Source organism: Sphingobium soli, from assembly GCF_020782245.1.
Taxonomy (GTDB): domain Bacteria; phylum Pseudomonadota; class Alphaproteobacteria; order Sphingomonadales; family Sphingomonadaceae; genus Sphingobium; species Sphingobium soli.
The window spans coordinates 58,807-73,333 of the sequence record NZ_JAJGNP010000007.1; the positions used below are offsets into that span (position 1 = coordinate 58,807).

At 63.6% G+C, this 14,527-nt stretch carries 15 protein-coding genes; 4 read left to right on the plus strand and 11 right to left on the minus strand.

The features are described from left to right. Window positions 1-86 precede the first annotated feature (86 nt). From LL253_RS10600 to LL253_RS10625, 6 genes are read right to left on the minus strand one after another with little or no spacing between them, the layout of a single operon-like run. The gene (locus LL253_RS10600) at window positions 87-1,313 is read right to left on the minus strand and encodes an acyl-CoA dehydrogenase family protein (RefSeq protein WP_228227156.1); all 1,227 of its coding nucleotides are present in this window, start codon (window positions 1,311-1,313) and stop codon (window positions 87-89) included. A gap of 4 nt (window positions 1,314-1,317) precedes the next feature. Then, window positions 1,318-1,950 (minus strand): TetR/AcrR family transcriptional regulator, encoded by a 633-nt coding sequence (locus LL253_RS10605; protein WP_009823774.1) that lies wholly within the window; start codon window positions 1,948-1,950, stop codon window positions 1,318-1,320. Next, on the minus strand, window positions 1,947-2,759 hold the full coding sequence (locus tag LL253_RS10610; protein WP_009823773.1) for an SDR family NAD(P)-dependent oxidoreductase: 813 nt from the start codon (window positions 2,757-2,759) through the stop codon (window positions 1,947-1,949). The genes LL253_RS10605 and LL253_RS10610 overlap by 4 nt, the downstream gene beginning before the upstream one ends. Further along, the gene (locus tag LL253_RS10615; RefSeq protein ID WP_062731405.1) at window positions 2,756-3,925 is read right to left on the minus strand and encodes an NAD(P)/FAD-dependent oxidoreductase; all 1,170 of its coding nucleotides are present in this window, start codon (window positions 3,923-3,925) and stop codon (window positions 2,756-2,758) included. Before LL253_RS10615 ends, LL253_RS10610 begins: the two co-directional genes overlap by 4 nt. 14 nt (window positions 3,926-3,939) lie before the next feature. Continuing rightward, on the minus strand, window positions 3,940-4,515 hold the full coding sequence (locus LL253_RS10620) for an aromatic-ring-hydroxylating dioxygenase subunit beta (protein WP_017180899.1): 576 nt from the start codon (window positions 4,513-4,515) through the stop codon (window positions 3,940-3,942). Between the two features lie 28 nt (window positions 4,516-4,543). Beyond that, window positions 4,544-5,929, minus strand: coding sequence for an aromatic ring-hydroxylating dioxygenase subunit alpha (locus tag LL253_RS10625; RefSeq protein WP_017180900.1), 1,386 nt, complete (start codon window positions 5,927-5,929; stop codon window positions 4,544-4,546). A 96-nt stretch (window positions 5,930-6,025) separates the two neighbouring features. Between LL253_RS10625 and LL253_RS10630 the strand changes: the two genes are divergently transcribed. Both LL253_RS10630 and LL253_RS10635 read left to right on the plus strand, forming a co-directional pair. Beyond that, window positions 6,026-6,232 (plus strand): ferredoxin, encoded by a 207-nt coding sequence (locus LL253_RS10630; protein WP_062731404.1) that lies wholly within the window; start codon window positions 6,026-6,028, stop codon window positions 6,230-6,232. A 113-nt stretch (window positions 6,233-6,345) separates the two neighbouring features. After that, a complete protein-coding gene (locus LL253_RS10635; RefSeq protein WP_083951079.1) occupies window positions 6,346-7,494 on the plus strand; it encodes an NADH:flavin oxidoreductase in 1,149 nt (382 codons plus the stop codon). Window positions 7,495-7,524: 30 nt separating this feature from the next. On the opposite strand, the gene LL253_RS10640 is transcribed toward LL253_RS10635, so the two are convergent. From LL253_RS10640 to LL253_RS10660, 5 genes are all read right to left on the minus strand, one after another. Further along, the gene (locus LL253_RS10640) at window positions 7,525-8,250 is read right to left on the minus strand and encodes an SDR family oxidoreductase (RefSeq protein ID WP_017180903.1); all 726 of its coding nucleotides are present in this window, start codon (window positions 8,248-8,250) and stop codon (window positions 7,525-7,527) included. 22 nt (window positions 8,251-8,272) lie between these two features. Next, complete coding sequence (locus LL253_RS10645) at window positions 8,273-9,274, minus strand: NADP-dependent oxidoreductase (RefSeq protein ID WP_062731402.1); 1,002 nt, start codon at window positions 9,272-9,274, stop codon at window positions 8,273-8,275. After that, window positions 9,267-9,710: a nuclear transport factor 2 family protein gene (locus tag LL253_RS10650; protein WP_174302225.1), complete on the minus strand. Its 444-nt coding sequence runs from the start codon at window positions 9,708-9,710 to the stop codon at window positions 9,267-9,269. The genes LL253_RS10645 and LL253_RS10650 overlap by 8 nt, the downstream gene beginning before the upstream one ends. 141 nt (window positions 9,711-9,851) lie before the next feature. Beyond that, window positions 9,852-12,188, minus strand: coding sequence for a membrane-bound PQQ-dependent dehydrogenase, glucose/quinate/shikimate family (locus LL253_RS10655; protein ID WP_017180906.1), 2,337 nt, complete (start codon window positions 12,186-12,188; stop codon window positions 9,852-9,854). A 39-nt stretch (window positions 12,189-12,227) separates the two neighbouring features. Then, window positions 12,228-12,683: a nuclear transport factor 2 family protein gene (locus LL253_RS10660; RefSeq protein ID WP_017180907.1), complete on the minus strand. Its 456-nt coding sequence runs from the start codon at window positions 12,681-12,683 to the stop codon at window positions 12,228-12,230. Between the two features lie 162 nt (window positions 12,684-12,845). On the opposite strand from LL253_RS10660, the gene LL253_RS10665 reads away from it, so the two are divergent. Together LL253_RS10665 and LL253_RS10670 are read left to right on the plus strand one after the other, a co-directional pair. Beyond that, complete coding sequence (locus LL253_RS10665; RefSeq protein ID WP_017180908.1) at window positions 12,846-13,370, plus strand: ester cyclase; 525 nt, start codon at window positions 12,846-12,848, stop codon at window positions 13,368-13,370. A gap of 85 nt (window positions 13,371-13,455) precedes the next feature. After that, the gene (locus tag LL253_RS10670; protein ID WP_228227157.1) at window positions 13,456-14,514 is read left to right on the plus strand and encodes an alpha/beta fold hydrolase; all 1,059 of its coding nucleotides are present in this window, start codon (window positions 13,456-13,458) and stop codon (window positions 14,512-14,514) included. The last annotated feature ends 13 nt before the right edge of the window (window positions 14,515-14,527 follow it).

The window sequence follows — 14,527 nt, forward strand, 5'->3', positions numbered from 1 at the left end:
CATTCCCCTATGGTAGTGATGGATGCGGCCTAGCCGCGGAAAAGAGAGGGTCGCCCACTGGGAAAGGGGCGACCCTTTTTTCGACCTCAATAGGCGCCCGGCGGAGAGATCGGATCGGCGCCGGTCAGGTTCCGGCCATAGATTTCATAGCCGATGGTCGGGATATTCTGGATGTGCCGCAGCGCCATCGAAATGTCCCGCCAGTAGCGGTTGATCGGCTTGTCCAGTGCGAAGCCCGAAGAACCGGCCTGGAACATCAGCGACTCGCTGGCGCCATGAACCAGTTCGATCATCTGCGCGCCGCCTGCGCGCTGCTTCGCCTTTTCCGCCAGGGTGAATTCTTCGCCCAGACCGACGCGATCCAGCTTGGCAGTCAGGTCGAACAGGATCAGCTTTGCGGTGTCGATCATCGCCGCCGCCTCGCCCAGATCGCGCATATAGGCGCCTGACTTGGTGCGCGGGCCGATAATCGTCGTCAGCACCGGCTTTTTGGGAGCCTCGGCGGTGACGATCTCCAACATGGCCTCGACCGCGCCGATCAACTGAGCAATGCCCGTGGTGCGGACGACCGGGACGGCGGGCAGCAGATCGGAGGGCGCGCCGAAATGGCGCTTGGTCCGGTCGATCTGGCCGGCGCGTTCATCCATCAGCACCATCTGGGCTTCGGGAATGAATACATCCTTGGCGACCGCCGTGTCGGAGCCGGTGCCCTGCATGCCGGAAACGAACCATGTGTCCTGGATGGTCATGCTGTCCATCGGCAGATAGCACATGCTGATGCCCGGAACGACCGGGCCGTCATACCCCTCCAGCACGACGCCCTGTTGCGCCCAGTTCGACTGCCGCGACCCGGACATATAAGGCCATGAGCCGTTGATGATCCAGCCGCCGTCAACCTTGCGGGCCTTGCCGGGCGGGTTGTAGGCGCCACAGACCGGCTGGGGACCGTCGCCGAACACAGCGTCCTGCACGCCGTCGGGCGCAAGGCTGGTGATCCAGCTTGTGCCGTTGATGATCTGGATCACCCAGCTGATCGCCGGATCGCCCTTGGCGATTTCCATCTGCACCCGGCAGAAATCTGTCGGGGAAAGGCCCATGCCGCCCAGCCGTTGCGGCAGCAGCATGCGCAGGAAGCCTTCTTCCTTCAGCATTTTGTCGACAGTGGGCGTGGGGCTGCGCCGCTTTTCGCCCTCGGGCGCTTCGCCCTGCAGGAAAGCGCGCAAGCTGCGCGCCTTTTCCACCATCGCGTCAGCGACAGCCTTTTCGGCAAAACCGCACTGGATCTCATTATCCACCTTGGGGGCAGTAGCCATCAGTTCATCCTTTCTCATGTTCGCTATGGTGTCCGGCGATCTGCAATGCCCAGTCGCACAATCGATCGGGGGCGCTGTTCCAGATGGCCAGCCAATCCGGGGTGGCGGGAATGATGAGCGTGCTCAGTTGCAGGCGGACCATGGTGTCGCAGAAGGCGTCCCGGTTGATCCGCTGGCCGATCAGGCTGTCGAAATGGTCGAAGACGGGCGCTAGCGCACGCTGGACGGCGGCCTTGTGGCGGCCGAAATGACTGCGCAGGAAATTGAGATGGAAGGCAGGTTCGACCTCGAAAATGCCTTCGGGCGAACGCTCGATCGTAAAGCGGCCGTAAAAGCGCATCACCGCGCGAAAGCGCTCGATCGGTTCGGCGATGCCTTCGCCCGATTCCACAATGCCTTTTTCAAAGCTGCTGCAAACATATTCGCTAAAGGCCGCCAGCACTTCTTCCTTGGACGCGAAATAACGGTAGAGCGTGCCGCGCGAAACGCCGCTGCTTTCGCTGATGTCGCTCATCGACAGGCGCCGCGCGCCGATGGAGTTGATCGCGCGCAACGTGCCGTCCATGATCTTCTGGACGCTGCCGGACTGATCCGTCGCGACGATTTCACTCCAGTCGGTGTGCGGCATCAATTTCATGTCTGGGCTTCCATCTCGGCGAGGTTGTGCGGAACGCTGACATAGCCCGGTAGATGCTGACCGCCATCCACATTGATCAGCTCGCCATTGACGAAGCGCGACATCTCGGACGCCAGGAACAGGACGACCGGGCCGATGTCCTTTTCGGGATCGCCCGCGCGTTTGAGCGGGTTGCTGGCTGTCGCCATCTCAAGAAAGCCGGGGACGTTTTCCGCGAGGTCTGCAAACACCTGCCCCATGCCGGTCGGCGCGATGGCGTTGGTGCGGATGTTGAAGCGTCCCCATTCGACCGCGGCGGTCCGGGTAAGCCCCAGGATCGCACCCTTGTTCATATTATAGTCGGCGTGGAGCCAGGCGCCGGTCTGAGCGTCGATCGAATAGAAGTTGATGATTGAACCGCCGCCGCGCGCTTTCATATGCGGGAAGGCGGCGCGCATGGCCCACCAGCTGCCCCAGGTACCGATCTCCAGCGTCCGCTGGAGCATCTCGTCCGTCTTCTGTTCGAGGAGGACGTTGGGCGAAAGCTGCGACGCGTTGTTGACCAATATGTCCAGCCCGCCAAATTCGCTGACGGCGCGCTCGATCATCGCCTCTACTTCGGTCTTGACGCCCATGTCGGCGGACATGCCGACGGAGCGGACGCCGAAGCTTTGCGTGATGTCCGCGGCGACCGTTTCAGCGGCGGCGCCATCCCGGCCGGTGATCAGGAGATGCGCGCCCGCCTGTGCAAGGCAGCGGGAAATCCCGTAACCCAGCCCCTTCGCGCCGCCCGTGACGATTGCGACCTTGTCCTTCACCAATCCCGTCACGCTGCCACTCCTGTCATCTGCTCGCTCAGGGCACGGTCCATGTCCATGCGGTCCTGGCAATAGTCTTTCGTGAAAACATAGCCGCGGATCGTTCCGTCCGCGTCTTTATAATGATATTTCAGCCCGCGTTCGTCATTGGCGACTTCCTGCCATTGCCCGTCCACGCCGACAGGAGCGGGCAGCAGGACGACAGGATAGGCGGTGGTCTTGACCTGGACCGACAGCGGCGGGAAGCGGATGTCCGTCGGCGTGCCCAACGCACTGGGCGCGATGGCGCGGGCCGCCGCCATGATCGGGGTGACATAGGCCGCCAGTCCCTGCGGATATTCGGCGCAATCGCCGATGGCATAGATGGCGGGATCGCTGGTGCGGCCGGTCTGATCGACCTTGATGCCGCGCGCGACCTCCAGCCCGGCCTCCTGCGCAAGCGCGATATGCGGGCGCAACCCGACGGCGGACAGAACAGCCGCAGCCTCAATCACCAGGCCGTCGTCCAGTTCGGCTCTGATCCCCTTTCCGCCCTTGTGGATGGCCAGAACCTTGCGGCCCAGATGCCATTCAACGCCCTTTTCGGACAGGGCGTCGCGGATCATCTGGCCCACCCCCGGCGGCACGAGTTGGGCGAGAGGATGGCCGAGCATGTCGACGACCACCGGCTGATAGCCGCTCGCGGAAAGGTCGTTGGCAAATTCGATGCCGACGAGGCCACCGCCCATCACCAGCACGCGCGCGCCGTCCGGCAATCTTTCGCGAAATTCGCGATAATTGTCGAGATTGTTGACCGCAAGCGCGCGGTGCGCGGCGTCCCCGTCGATCGGCGGGCGAACCGGATCGGCGCCCAGCGCCAGCACCAGCCGATCGTAGAAGATCGGCCCGCCGGTCGTCAGGACGGCCTTGTCCTGCCGGTCGATCGCTTCAACGATACGGCCGGCCCGAAGGTCGAGCTTCAACTGCGCGACCATCTTTTCCGCCGGCGTGGTGATCAGCGTATCGGCGACCTTGCCCTTGGCGAATGCGGTCGACAAAGCGGGCTTGGAGTAGAAATGCCCGTCATCCTGCGTGACCAGCGTCAGCCGGGCGTCCGGCGCGAGCTTACGAAGCTCACGCAGAACGCCATAACCGGCAAGGCCGCTGCCGACGACCACGATATGCGGGGTTCCCGTCACCTAAGCCGCTCCGGTCAAAGGAAGATGGCGAAGTTGGACATGCCCAGCGTCGACTGGTCGACGATGATTTCACGGCTGGCCAGCTTGTAAGCACCGTCGACCAGCCGCCAGATGTCGCGGCGTTCGGCGCTGATCGTCTCGTTATCCGGATTGTCCAGGCGGCTGCGCTCGACATAGAGGTAGCTCACCACCTCGTACTCGCCAGCCGTTTCGCTCTCGGCGACGCGGACATTGGTGACGAAGCGGCGCGTGCGCGATGGTGGATCTTCGGCCCAGGCGCTCTTCGCCAGGCGACCGGTCCGCATCAGGATGGAGCCGTAATTCTCGTCGAAATGCTTCATCGTGCGCACCACGTCGCGGTCCTTGTTCGGGCCGTTGCGGGTGAGGCGAAGGGGCGCGGTATAGCTCAGATCCTGCTCGAGATACGCCACCCAGTCGTCGAACCGGCGTTCGTCGAGCGCGGCGGCTTCGTCATAGAGGGTTTCGAGCAGGCGGTTATAGACTTCCGACCCGAGCGGCACCCGCTTGGTGGAGACAAGACCGCGCAGCACGCTGGTCTTGTCGATGGCGGCGGTCGCGTAGTTCACCATGATATCTGTCCTCTCTCGTCGCGACGGCTCACGCTTCGGCCATCAGATTATAATAGGCCATCCACCAGGCCCACTGCGTGTCGTCCTTGGTGAAGCCGGGATAGAGATCGCCGCCGCCGACCCAGCCTTCGGGACGCTCATGGCCGTGCAACGCCTGATATTTGAGCGTGACGGTCTTGCTCATATGACCACGCGAGTTGCGCATGATCTGCGGCCAGGTGTCGGCATCGTCCTGCTCGATCGTGCCCGATGTGCCGGTCGACCAGATGGCGTTCTGGAGCATGTCGCGCTTCACGTCTTCCGGTGCGTCCTTTTCCGCGAAGATGAAATTCACGAACTCCACCTTGTCCGGCCCCTTGGGCACATAGGTGTGCAGCGACAGGGCGCCCGACGCGCCGCCATCCGTGCGGGGGGCGAAGATGAAGGCGATCAGAATGTTCGGGAACATGCCGCCCACCTGGGGTGGGATGTTGGCCAACTGCTTGACCTGATCCTCCGACAGATTCTTGAACAGCTGCGGGATCAATTCCTTGGTGATGCCCGGCGGCGGCAGCAGGTGGAGCCGCTCCTCGGTCGACTTGCCTTCGAAGCTGACGTCGGCGAACATCTTGAAGGTCTGGGCCGCCTCCAGGCAACGCAGCGTATGGCCCTGCGGCACCGAAAGGTCGACGCCATACATGCCCGGCGCGGTGTCATAGATCGACTCGGCCGTGCCGCCCATGATGCCGCCTTCCATCAGCGAACGATGCAGGGTCAGGGTATGGAAGCCGTCCGATCCGGACTGTTCGCCGGGAATCTTCCAGTTGCACGGCAGCACGAAACGCTGCGGCGGGCCAAGCATCTCAAGGCCGTTGTCCGTACGGCAGAAAAGCTGATCAAGGTAGAATTTGGCGTCGCCCAGATAATCCTCGAACGACAGATCCTTGTTCCAGGTGGCGAAGATCAGGCCGCCATAGAGATGGACGCGGGCCTTCTTCAGTCCCAGTTCGTCCTTGGACCGCTTGTTGCCGTGCATCTGCTCCTTTTCGATCGGCGCGCCGATGAAGCTGCCGTCCGCGCGGAAGGCCCAGCCATGGTAAATGCAGCGATGGGCGTGGGCATTGCCCGCTTCGGCCGTGCAGACCTTCATGCCGCGATGGGGGCAGACGTTCAGCATGACGTGGATTTCGCCACTGCGGTCGCGCGAGACGATCACATTGTCTTCGGCCATGTCGCGCATGACATAGTCGCCGGCCTTGGGAATTTCCGACTCATGGCCAAGGAGCAGCCAGGTGCGGGCGAAAACCCGCTCCATCTCCAGCTCGTACAGCTCCTTGTCATTCATCACCCTTAGCGACACCTCGTTCATGTCGCGGTTGATGAGATCGTCAAGCGTTGTTCCGTCGCTCAGCGTCAGCCCGGCATTGTGCAGCATGTTGCTCTCCTGGAGGATTTCCTTGATTGAGTCGTGTTATACATATTGAACTAAATCTGTTCAAGGTGTAATGTTAGGCCAAGAAGGAGAGGCAGGATGAGCCAGAAACTGAAAGTGGTAATCGATAAGGCGGCATGCTGCGGTTATGGCGTTTGCGCCGAAATTTGCCCCCAAGTGTACAAGCTTGACGCCAATGGCATCGTGTATGTCGACGACGAAATCGTTCCTGAAGGACTAGAGGAGCAGGCCCGGGAAGGCGCGCAGGCCTGTCCGCAGTCCGCCCTTGCCGTCAAAGCCGCCTGAGTCGACCCGAGCATGCTCGGGTATTGGGCGCGGATGTCCTGTCAGAGGATAGGTTTTCGGGGCCCATCCGCGGATGCACGGTCTTTTGACAGGCAGAGGAGAGGATCGCTTTGATGGGGCAGGCCGAGATTTTATACACACCGTTCACGATGGGCTCGCTGCACCTGCGCAACCGGTTCGTGATGGCGCCGATGACGCGCAATTTCTCGCCGGGCGGCATCCCCTCGGACGGCGTGGCGGGCTATTATCGACGACGGGCCGAAGCCGATGTAGGCCTGATCATTACCGAAGGGGTGGGCGTGGATCATCCCGCCGCCGTGGGACGTGAAACCATGGGGGGTGGCGCTTCGCCCGTCCTGCATGGCGACGAAGCGCTCGCGCGCTGGCGCACCATCGTGGACGGCGTGCATGCGGCGGGCGGCCTCATCATCCCTCAGTTGTGGCATCAGGGCGTCATACGCGTGCCGGGCACAGGCTATCATCCCGACGCGCCCTCGGCGCGCCCCTCGGGTATTTGGGGGCCGACCGACAAGGCGATGGTCTCTCCCGACTATCTGGAACAGGTGCGCGTGCCCACCGCCCCGCTGACCGACAGCGAGATCGGCGACCTGATCGCCGCCTTCGCCCGCAGTGCGGCCAACGCGAAGGCGGTGGGTTTCGACGGCGTGGCCCTGCATGGCGCGCATGGCTATCTGATCGACAGTTTCCTGTGGCGCCATACCAATGTGCGGGAAGACCGCTGGGGCGGCGGGATCGCTGAGCGCGCGCGCTTTGCGGTCGAACTGGTGCGGGCGATCCGGGCCGTGACCGCCCCGGACTTTCCGGTCATCTTCCGCTTTTCCCAGTGGAAGCTCCAGGATTATGACGCCCGAAATGCTGAGACGCCTGCGGAACTGGAAGCGATGCTCGCCCCGCTCGTCGAGGCGGGGGTGGATATATTCGACGCCAGCACCCGCATTTTCACGGCGCCGGCCTTCGAGGGTTCCGACATGGGGCTGGCGGGTTGGATCAGGAAGCTGACTGGCAAGCCGACCATCGCGGTCGGCGGCGTGGGCCTCAGCAAGGATCTGCAATCCTCCTTCGCGCAGCCGACCGTCATGACCGACAATCTGGCGCTGGTGGCCGACAGGATGGCGCGCGGCGAATTCGACCTGATTGCGGTCGGCCGCGCCCTCCTGATGGACGCGCAATGGGTGGCGAAAATGCGCGATGGCGGCGCGGTCAATCCGTTCCGGCTGGACGCCTACGCCACGCTTGACTGATGGCAGGACGCTCCGGCACGGGCCGGGGCGTCAATGGCTGTCCGCTGCGGCATAGACCTGAATGCGCGCGATGTTGGTGCGTTCGGACTGTTGCGCAATGACGGCGACGGCTTCGGCAATGTCGCGGGGTTGCATCGGCGGGATGAAGCTGTCCCAGGACGGCTGCCCCCTGGCCTTCATATCCTCGAAAATCTCGGTGCTGGTCGTGCCCGGCGCGACGATCCCTACCTTGACGCCCGATCCGGCAAGCTCGACCCGAAGACAGTCGGTAAAGGCCTCCAGCGCGCGCTTGAGGCCGCCATAGACGCCCACGCCGGGTGCGGTGATGTTCGCCCCGATGCTGGATATGTTGATGATCTGGCCTTTGCCGGCCGCCTTCATTGTCCGCGCGAAAAGGGTGCTGGCGCGCACCACTGCCTCATAGTTGATCGCGATCATGGGGCGGAGCTGGTCGAGGTCGAATGCGTCGATCGGCGCGGCATGCAGCATACCGGCATTGTTGACCAATATGTCGGCCCGGCTGAATCGACCCAAGACGAAATCGTGCAGCCTTTGCGGCGCGTCCGGATCCGCCATATCGGCTGCGTACGCCGTGCTGCCACGGCCCAGTTCATCGGCCAGTGCGGTGAGGCGATCGGCGCGGCGTGCGACCAGCACCAGGGTTGCGCCCGCTTCAGCAAGCGCACGGGCGCTGGCCGCGCCGATGCCCGACGATGCGCCGGTGACGATGGCGATTTGCCCTTCCAGATTCTCCATGACGTGGTGTCCTTTTCCCAGATCAGACGAGACGGACGAGCCGCTTGCCGTCGTTTTCGCCGCGATAAAGACCGGCCAGCGCGGCCGGGCAGGCCTCGATCCCCTCCAATATGTCCTCGCGCCATGTGAGGCGGCCCTGCGAGATCCATGTCCGCAATTGGGCCGTCGCTTCGGCATAACGATCGAGATGGTCGAAGATGACGAAGCCCTCCATGCGGGCGCGCTTGACCAGCAGATGCCGTTCGACGCGCGGCCCCATCGGCCATGGATCCCAGCGGTCGATCGATGCCGTTCCGCACACTATGACGCGCGCGCGTTGGGCCAGATGCGGCAGAACCGAATCGCTGATCGCCCCTGCGACATTGTCGAAATAGATGTCGATGCCCTCCGGCGCGTGCTCGGCGATCGCTGCCTCCACATTCCCGGCATGATAATCGACGGCGTGGTCATAGCCATATTCCTCCACGCAGCGCCGCACCTTGGTCGGCCCGCCCGCGATTCCGATCGTGCGGCAACCCAGGATGCGGGCGATCTGGCCGACGGCCGAACCGACGGCGCCGGCCGCCGTCGATACCGCGATGGTCTCGCCCGCGCGGGGCTGGCCGACGAGTGTGAGCGCGAGATAGGCCGTCATGCCGTTGATGCCCAGAATGCCGAGCGATGCCCGCATCTCGGCCGCGGTGGTGCGCTGCACGACCTGATCGGCTGCGACGCAGGCATAGTCCTGCCAGCCGAACCAGCCGGATACATGCTCACCGACAGTATAGTCGGGATGTGCGGAGGCCACGACCTCGCCCGAGGCGAGGCTGCGCATGACCGACCCGATGGCGACGGGCGCGGCGTAATTGCCTGCATCGGCGATCCAGCCGCGCATGGCGGGTTCGATCGAGAGATAATGATTGCGCACCAGGATCTGGCCCGGCGCGGGCGGTTGGATCGGCGCATGCCCGATCGCGAAATTTTCGGCCTGCGCGATTCCCGCCGGACGCGACGTCAGCAGAACCTGACGGTTGAGTTCAGTCATCCAGCCCTGCCTTGACCATGGTGAATTTCCGACGGGAAATCTTCCAGCCGTCCGATGTGCGGACCAGGCAATCGTCATAATAGCCGGCCGCGCGATGGGTGACGCCGCCTTGGGCCGCCTCCGGCAGGATTGCGTCGACATAGCTGCGCGCGTGCACCTGGTCGTCGCGCTTCTCTATCACGATATTGGTGATGCGGTGCAGCGTCGGCCCCATGTGGCGGTGCGCTTCGGCCATATATTCGGCGATTTCGCGCGGCCCGCGCCAATGTCCGAAGCTGCCGTAATCGGTCTCGCAATCCTGGGCGAAGCAGGTCCGGAAAAGCGGCCAGTCCCGCGTGTCGATGCCGGTGGCGTAACGCAGCAGCACATGTTTGATCGCGCGTTCATCGTCGGCGCCGACAGGCAAGCGTCTCACCAGACTGCCATGTGCAGACATGTTTTTCTCCCCTTGGTTCTCGAAGAAACATAAAGCCCCCTTGGCCAATCTTGCCCGCCAAAGGATAGGATTGGGCGGCATCTACCCGCGACTCGTCGCGTTTGCTTAGCTGGTGCCGGGGCGCCCGTTTCTCGCTCCCCGCTATGGCTTAGGCAGGGCATAGGCGATCAACGCGTCGCTCGCACCTGACAGCATGGCGCCGTGTCCGCCCGCTGCGATGACCACGAACTGTCGCCCGCTGGCATTTGACCAGTAGGTGGTGGGGGAGGCGTTGCCACCCGCCGGCAAGCGCGCCTTCCACAGCAGCCGCCCGGTGGTGGTTTCATAGGCGCGGAACATATGCTCCTGGGTCGCGCCGATGAAGGTGAGGCCGCTCGCGGTCGCGACCGATCCGCCGATATTGGGCACGCCCATGGGGATGGGCACGAAGGTCGGCAGGGCCAGCGGGCCACTGTCGCGGGAGGTGCCGAACAGTCGGCTCCACACCAGCTTCCCTGTTTTCAGGTCGACCGCGTTGATGCGGCCATAGGGGGGCTGCTGGCACGGAATGGCGAGCGGCGAGAGGAACGGCGCGATATGGGCGGCATAGGCGACGCCCATCTGGGCGACGGGGCCGCCGACATCGCTCATATGGGCGGCGGTCATCGGCCTGATGCCCTGCCGGTCCGCAACGGCGCGAGGGATCAGGCGGTTATAATTGCCGACCTGATTGTTGTTGACGATCATCAGGCCGCGCCCGGGATCGACCGATACGCCTCCCCAGTCGATGCCGCCCAGATAGCCGGGCCAGGTGAGGGTTGGATGTTCGGTCGACAGCGGGGTCATGTCCCCGTCGAAACGGGCCTGGCGGAAGCGGATGCGGCACATCGCCTGGTCGATCGGCGTCAGGCCCCACATTCCCTTTTCCGTAGGGCGCGGACCGCCGAAACTGGGCATGCCAACCGAATAGGGCTGGGTTTTGGAAAGGCGTTCGCCCGGAACGGCGCCCTGCGGGACGGGGCGTTCCTCCACCGGCAGAATGGGCTTGCCAGTCGCCCGGTCGAGGAAGAAAATTTCTCCACGCTTGGTCGGCTGGAGCAGGCCGCGCACGCCGCCGGGCAGGTCGACCAGCGTGGGCTGGGCGGGCACGTCATAGTCCCACAGGTCATGATGGGTCGTCTGGAAGGACCAGCGCACCGACCCGTTCTCCGCATCGAGCGCCAGCACGGCGCTGGAATAGCGATCGTCGTTCGCGGTCCGATGTCCGCCGAAATAATCCGGCGTAGCGTTTCCTGTCGGCACATAGACGAGGCCCAGCCTGTCGTCCGAACTCATCGGCGCCCAGCTATTGGGGGTGCCCGGCGTAAAGACGCCGCCGGGCGGCGGCAGGCCGTGATCGTCGGGCCGACCGATGTCGAAGGCCCAGGAAAATTTACCCGTGACGGCATCGAACGCCCGGATCACGCCGGAAGGCTCCCTGATTTTCTGACCGTCCATCACCCAGCCGCCCAGAACCAGGCGGCCGCGAACGAGGGTGGGGGGCGAGGTCACGAAATAATAGCCCTTGTCGACCGTGCCCAGTCCCGCTTTCAGATCGACCTGGCCGCTCTTACCGAAGCTGGGGCATAGCCCGCCGGAGGCGGCGTCGAGCGCGATCAGCCGCGCGTCGAGCGTCGCGGTGTAGATGCGTTCAGCGCAATAGCCATGGGCTTGCGGGACGCGGTAATAGGTGACGCCGCGGCAGACGAGACCATAGACGCCGGCGAGATCGGTCTTGGGTTGGTGCCGCCATAATTGCCGGCCCGTTTCGGGATCGAGCGCGATCACATCATTATTGCCCGCGCACAGGAAAAGGCGGTTGCCCACCTTCAGGGGGTTGACCTGAAAGGCAGTGCCCTGCTTGCCGTCTGTCAGCTTGCCGGTGTGGTAGGTCCATGCCCTTTCGAGATTGCCGACATTCGCGGGCGTGATCTGGGCCAATGGCGAGTAGCGCGACCCGCCCCGGTCGTTGCCATAGGCGACCCAGTCGCCGTCGGCCGGGCTTGCCGGTCCCGCTCCCCAGCGCGCGCTGGCAGCTGGGGACGAACGATCCGCCCAGAAAGCGCTGCCGATCCCACCCATGAAGAGCAGGAGAAGAGCCGGCCACAGGACGCGGCCGCCGGGCAGGGGGCGGCCAAGACCGACATGCTGCCGATAAAAGGGCGTGAGCATGTACAGGCCCATGGCGACGGGCATGGCCAAGCGAGGCGCCAGCGCCCAGCCGTCCAGTCCGACTTCCCAGAGCGACCAACCCAGATTGGCGACGAGAAAGGCCCAATAGAGGGTGATCGAGAGCGGCGAACGGCGCCAGCCGAGAAACGCGGTGACCGTCATGACGAGGCCGGACACGCAATACCAGATCGACCCGCCGAGCAGCGCGAGCTGGCCGCCCAGCCAGAGCAGCGACAGACCTGCGAGTAGCAGAAGCAGAACGAACAGCATGTTCAGAAAGCGGCGCATCGAGCTCCCCCTCGAAATCCGGAAAGGCGTGGCAGGAATTCAGGCGGGCAATTGGGCCGCCAGCCAGTCCGGCACATTCATCCGATAGCATTTCTGTTCGTAGAGGCGGCTGATCTTCCAGCCCTGCGCGGTGCGGACGAAGTCGTGATGATACCAAAGGCCGAAGACCAAAGTATCGGTCGTTTCGCCATTGCTGACCGTCATCGGATTGTAGCAGGCGGTTTTGGTCTGCGCCCGGTCGCCCGCGATTTGATATTGGGTGGTGGACACAGCATGTTGAAAGGCGAGAATTGGCGTCAGACTTGCCGAGAGAAATGCCTTGATGTCCGCAAGGCTTCCGACGACGCCCACCATTTCGGAATAGTCGATCACCGCGTCATCGGTAAAATAGCGGTCCAGCGTGTCCCAGTCGCGCGTATCCACCGCATAGCAATAGCCTACGATCAGGTCCTGAATTTCGAACCGGTCCGACATCTCCTGCAGGGTCAGTGTCATGGCCTCTCCTCCGTCTCACGTCATTCTATAGAATCGCTGCTTGCACAGGGGAGGAGGTTCGCCGCCTTCCATTAGGTAGGTGCCGAGTGCGGTGGCTAAGGGGAAGAAACCACAGCCCTCGGGATCGATCCCGCGGACCGTTTTTTGATCAAGGAGACTATTATGGGCCTCGCCCCCTTCACGGAAGCCGATTTCGTCCTGTCCAAGGAGAAGCGGGCAGACATCACAGCCGGGCTGACCGAGCGGCAGGCGTTCATGGTCAATCACTGGATGGACCTGCATGAGGTCATCAATCGCGGCGATTGGGATGGAATGGACGCATTTTTCAATACCGACACGATGACCTACGACAACCCGAACCGACCCGACCTTGGCACCTATCATGTGTGGAAGACCTCGCCGCAGGGTCTCTACAAGACCTTCCCGCCCAGCATCTATCGCACGCTGAAGGCGTGGGGACGCGGCGAGGACGAGATCTGCGTGCTGTGCCATCATCATGGCAAGCATACCGGCGGCCCCTATATGGGCGTCCAGCCCACCGGGAACGACCTCAACGTCCTGTGGTTCTCGTGGCTGCGTTTCCGGGGCGACAAGATCGATCACATCTATTCGATCTCCGACGTGCTGACGATGCTGAAGGATCTGGAAGTCATCGACGTTCCCCAGCCCGTCGACCCCTATAAGTGATCGACAGGCCGAACCGGCGCGGCGAGGGCGCGCCGGTTCGGCAAAGGAGGACGTCGGTGTTTGGCATGCAAGGATGCGCAAGGGCATGAAGCGCTCGGTCGAACTGAAGATCGATGTCAGCGAGGCGGCAGCCCTGGGCATGAACGCCCATGTGGCGATCACGGTTCATCTTCCGGATATGACGGCACTGGCCAATCCCACGACCGTCTGCTTCGCTTTCCCCGGCGGTGGCTATTGCCGGCGCTATTACAGCTTCGACATGCCGGATGGATCGGGCGGCGGGGAGGCGGGTTTCCATTGCGATCGCGGGTGGATTTTCATCGCCTGCGATCATCTGGGATTTGGCGAGTCCACTATCCCGGAAGGCAATGCCCTCAATCTCGATAATGTGGCGGCGGCCAATGACGCGATGGTGCGCCAGGTCATGGCCCGGCTGGAAGCGGGCACGCTCGTCGATGGACTGGACCCGATCGTCGACGCCACATGCCTTGGCATCGGCCAGTCGATGGGCGGATGCTTCACGGTTGTCGCGCAGGGCAATCACCAGACATTCCACGGCATCGGCGTGCTGGGCTATAGCGGCGTCCATACTGTCGTGCCGACCCGGCCGGGACAGCCGCCCGCCGCGTGGCCCTGGATTTCGCGCCGTTCGTCGCTCGATGCGCCGCATGTGCTGAATGCGGCGGCGCTGGCGCAGGCGCCGGGCGTGACGCTGGGCGACGCCGAAGCGCTCCAGGCGGCGGCAAGGGCAGGCGAGCATCCTTTCCAATGGTCCTTCCATCATGATGACGAGCCTGCGGACATCGTCACGCTCGACATGATGGCGTCGGCAGGGCTGGTCGATCCGCTGCCCGAATGGCGTTCGGCGACCACGCCGCCCTGCGGCGTATATATGGTCGCGCCGGGCGCGGTGGCGCTCGAAGCAGCGGTCGTACGCGTCCCCGTGCTGATCGCGATGGGCGAGCGCGACGTTGTCCCCGATCCCTTGGGCGAACCCCGGGCCTATAAGAGCGCGGAAGACATCCAGCTCTTCATATGCCCCCGCATGGCGCACATGCATAATTTCGCGCCGACCCGCGTCCGCTTCTGGGAGCGCATTCACAATTGGGGTGATGGCGTCGCGGCGCAGCGGCGGCAGGGTTGAGCGCAGCCGCCGA

Bases quoted from the DNA above. Each gene is read 5' to 3' on its own strand.
- LL253_RS10600 (WP_228227156.1), bottom strand. From the start codon at position 1,313: ATGGCTACTGCCCCCAAGGTGGATAATGAGATCCAGTGCGGTTTTGCC.
- LL253_RS10605 (WP_009823774.1), bottom strand. From the start codon at position 1,950: ATGAAATTGATGCCGCACACCGACTGGAGTGAAATCGTCGCGACGGAT.
- LL253_RS10620 (WP_017180899.1), bottom strand. From the start codon at position 4,515: ATGGTGAACTACGCGACCGCCGCCATCGACAAGACCAGCGTGCTGCGC.
- LL253_RS10625 (WP_017180900.1), bottom strand. From the start codon at position 5,929: ATGCTGCACAATGCCGGGCTGACGCTGAGCGACGGAACAACGCTTGAC.
- LL253_RS10630 (WP_062731404.1), top strand. From the start codon at position 6,026: ATGAGCCAGAAACTGAAAGTGGTAATCGATAAGGCGGCATGCTGCGGT.
- LL253_RS10635 (WP_083951079.1), top strand. From the start codon at position 6,346: ATGGGGCAGGCCGAGATTTTATACACACCGTTCACGATGGGCTCGCTG.
- LL253_RS10640 (WP_017180903.1), bottom strand. From the start codon at position 8,250: ATGGAGAATCTGGAAGGGCAAATCGCCATCGTCACCGGCGCATCGTCG.
- LL253_RS10645 (WP_062731402.1), bottom strand. From the start codon at position 9,274: ATGACTGAACTCAACCGTCAGGTTCTGCTGACGTCGCGTCCGGCGGGA.
- LL253_RS10650 (WP_174302225.1), bottom strand. From the start codon at position 9,710: ATGTCTGCACATGGCAGTCTGGTGAGACGCTTGCCTGTCGGCGCCGAC.
- LL253_RS10655 (WP_017180906.1), bottom strand. From the start codon at position 12,188: ATGCGCCGCTTTCTGAACATGCTGTTCGTTCTGCTTCTGCTACTCGCA.
- LL253_RS10660 (WP_017180907.1), bottom strand. From the start codon at position 12,683: ATGACACTGACCCTGCAGGAGATGTCGGACCGGTTCGAAATTCAGGAC.
- LL253_RS10665 (WP_017180908.1), top strand. From the start codon at position 12,846: ATGGGCCTCGCCCCCTTCACGGAAGCCGATTTCGTCCTGTCCAAGGAG.
- LL253_RS10670 (WP_228227157.1), top strand. From the start codon at position 13,456: ATGAAGCGCTCGGTCGAACTGAAGATCGATGTCAGCGAGGCGGCAGCC.